This is a genomic window from Arhodomonas sp. KWT, from assembly GCF_010993615.1.
In genome coordinates, this window is record NZ_WNXE01000287.1 from 1 (window position 1) to 2,556 (window position 2,556).

The 2,556-nt window shown below is 74.5% G+C and carries 2 protein-coding genes; one reads left to right on the forward strand and one right to left on the reverse strand.

The genetic code is table 11. The annotated features are described in order from the left end of the window. A partial coding sequence (locus G7A99_RS17960) for an HAD family hydrolase (RefSeq protein WP_371807631.1) occupies positions 1 to 347 on the reverse strand: 347 nt, incomplete at its 3' end. Between the two features lie 110 nt (positions 348 to 457). Between G7A99_RS17960 and G7A99_RS17965 the strand changes: the two genes are divergently transcribed. After that, the coding region (locus G7A99_RS17965) for a cation-translocating P-type ATPase (RefSeq protein WP_163142745.1) at positions 458 to 2,556 on the forward strand (2,099 nt) is incomplete at its 3' end.

A 2,556-nucleotide genomic window follows, 5' to 3' on the forward strand; every position in this document is an offset into this window, starting at 1 on the left:
GAGTTGGTCAGGGCCACCAGCGGGAAGCCGGCATCCCGCAGGCGGGCGAGGGCGTCCGCAACCTCCGGGTGGGGCGGCAGCCGGCGCATGCCGGCGGCGACATCCTGGCGGCCGGCCCGCTCCAGGGTGACACCGCGCCGTTGCGCGACCATGCTCAGTGCCGCCGCCCCGACGGTGCTGAAGTCCTCGTAACGGCCGGTCAGCGTGACGGTCATCGCGCTCTGCAGGACCTGGGCGAACCATTCCCGGCGGGCGCCGGCGTCGCCGAACAGCCGCTCGAAGACCGGATCCAGCGCGGCCAGATCGAGCAGCGTCTCGTTTACATCGAATACAATCGTCTGCGGCATCCTTCGCTCCCGTGGTCCGGACCCTCGATAACCGTGACGTCCGGTGTTCAGCATAGCAGCGGGACCCGGTCCGCAGGGGATGCCGCCGGTGTCGAAACGGGGAGATAAGCATGTGCTGGAGTGCGGTCCGCTGCCGCTCCTTCGAGATCCGCGAGCCGGTGCCGGCCGCCGCGCGGGCCGCCGTGGAGGCGGCGGTCGCCCGTATCGGCGGCGTCAGCGGTGTCTGGCTGAAGCCCGGGCAGCGAAGGCTGATCGTGCGCGGCGAGGTCAGCGAGACGGACCTCGTTACGGTGCTGGCCCCGCTCGGCTATACCGTGATCGCTGCCGGTCCCTCCCGCGACGCGGACCCGCGGACCGGGCGCTTGGCCGTGGCCGCCGCGTTCGCCGGGGTCGTGCTCCTCATCATCGATACCTATGCGCAGGCACTGGGGGCGGGGCCCGCGTGGCGCGTGGCCGGTGTGGCGGTGGTCGCGCTGGTGACGGTCCGGGCCCTGCCCGCGGCGCTGGCCCGCGGGGCGGCCCGGGAGCGGCCGCGGTGCGTCCCCGCACTGGGGCTGGTATGCGGCGGCGTGGCCGCGAGTGTCGCACACGCGCTGCTGGTGCTTGCCGCCCCGGCACTGCTCGTGCCGGAGGGGCAGGGCGGGTACCTGGCGTTCCCGCTGTTTGCCCTCGCGGTCTACCAGGCCGGGGTCGCGTTGATGGGCCGGGGTGCGGGGCCGGTCGCGCGCCCGGTGGACAGCCTGAAGGCGCTGCTGCCGGCCACGGCCGCCGAGCATACCGCCCGCGGCTGGCGGCGGGTGCCGGCGTCGCGGCTCACGGAGGGGGCCCGGGTCCATGTCGACGGCGGCGAACGTGTGCCCGCCGACGGCCGCATCGAGACGGGACGGGCGAGCGTGGACGAGTCTGCGTTTACCGGAACGGAAGGCGTGGTCAGCCGCGAGCCCGGTGACCGGGTCCTCGCGGGCACCCTGTGCCGGGACGGCGGCTTCACGATGGTGGTGACGCGGCCGCCCGGCGAAGGGGAGCTGGCCGGCATCATCGCGGGGGTTCACCGTCCCGGTGGTCCGAGCCGCCGTCCCTGCCACGGCCTGGACCGGCTCCTCGGCTGGCTGCTCGCCGGTGCCCTGACGGCGGCGGTGCTGTCCCTGGCCAGCTGGTGGCTGCTCGACGGGACCCCCGGGCAGGCACTGCTGTCCGCGTGCGTACTGCTGGTGCTCGCGGCGTCGCCCGCGGTGCCCCTGGCGGTGCCCCTCGCCCTGAATGCCGGCCTCGTACGCCTGGTGGAGTTCGGCGTAATCGCCCGCCAGCCGGACGTCCTGGACGCCCTCGCGGGACTGTCGGTGATCGCCCTGGACAAGACCGGCACGCTCACCGCCGCGGCCGCCGAGGTGGTCGCCGTCGAGCCCGTGGACGGGGTTGCCATCCGTGACATCTTCCGCTGGGCGGCGGCGGTGGAGGCCGGTGAACGTCCCGGGCCGGTGAGCCGGGCCGCACAGGAGCGCAGCATCCGGGCGGGGGTGGCCGAGGACGTCGAGCGCCTGCCCGGCGGCGCACTGCGTGGCCGGATCGACGGCCGCGACGTGGTCGTCGGTACACACCGGGCGCTGGCCGCGGCGCGAATAGACAATCCGCTCAGCAAGCGCGGCCTGGAGCTTCTGGACGAGGGCAGCACGCCGCTGTTCGTCGCCGCCAACGGGGTCCTGGCCGGCGCGCTGGCACTGGCGGCACCGCTGCGTCCCGAGGCCCGGGACTCGGTGACCCGGCTGCGCCGGCTGGGCCTGCGGGTGGTGATGCTCACCGGCGATGAGCCCCGCGCGGCCCGGGCGGTCGCGGAGAGCGCGGCCATCGGCGAGGTGCGCGCCGGTGTGCGTGCCGAGGACAAGGCCCGCCATATCCGTTACCTCCAGCAGTCGGGGGAGCGGGTCGGCATGGTCGGCGACGGTGTCAACGACACCCTTGCGCTGGCGGGCGCGGATGTCGGCATCGCGGTGGCCCGGGGCAGCGAGGTCGCCGTCGACAGCGCCGACGTGACCCTGGTGCGTGATTCCCTCCACGCGGTGGCGGACGCCGTCCTCGTCGGCCGTCTCACCGTGCGCAACATGCGCGAGGGCGCCTTTGGTGCACTGGTGTATGCGCTGGCGCTGGCACCCGTTGCCGCGGGGCTCGCATGGCCGGTTTTCGGGTGGCTGGTGACCCCGGGCGTACTGGC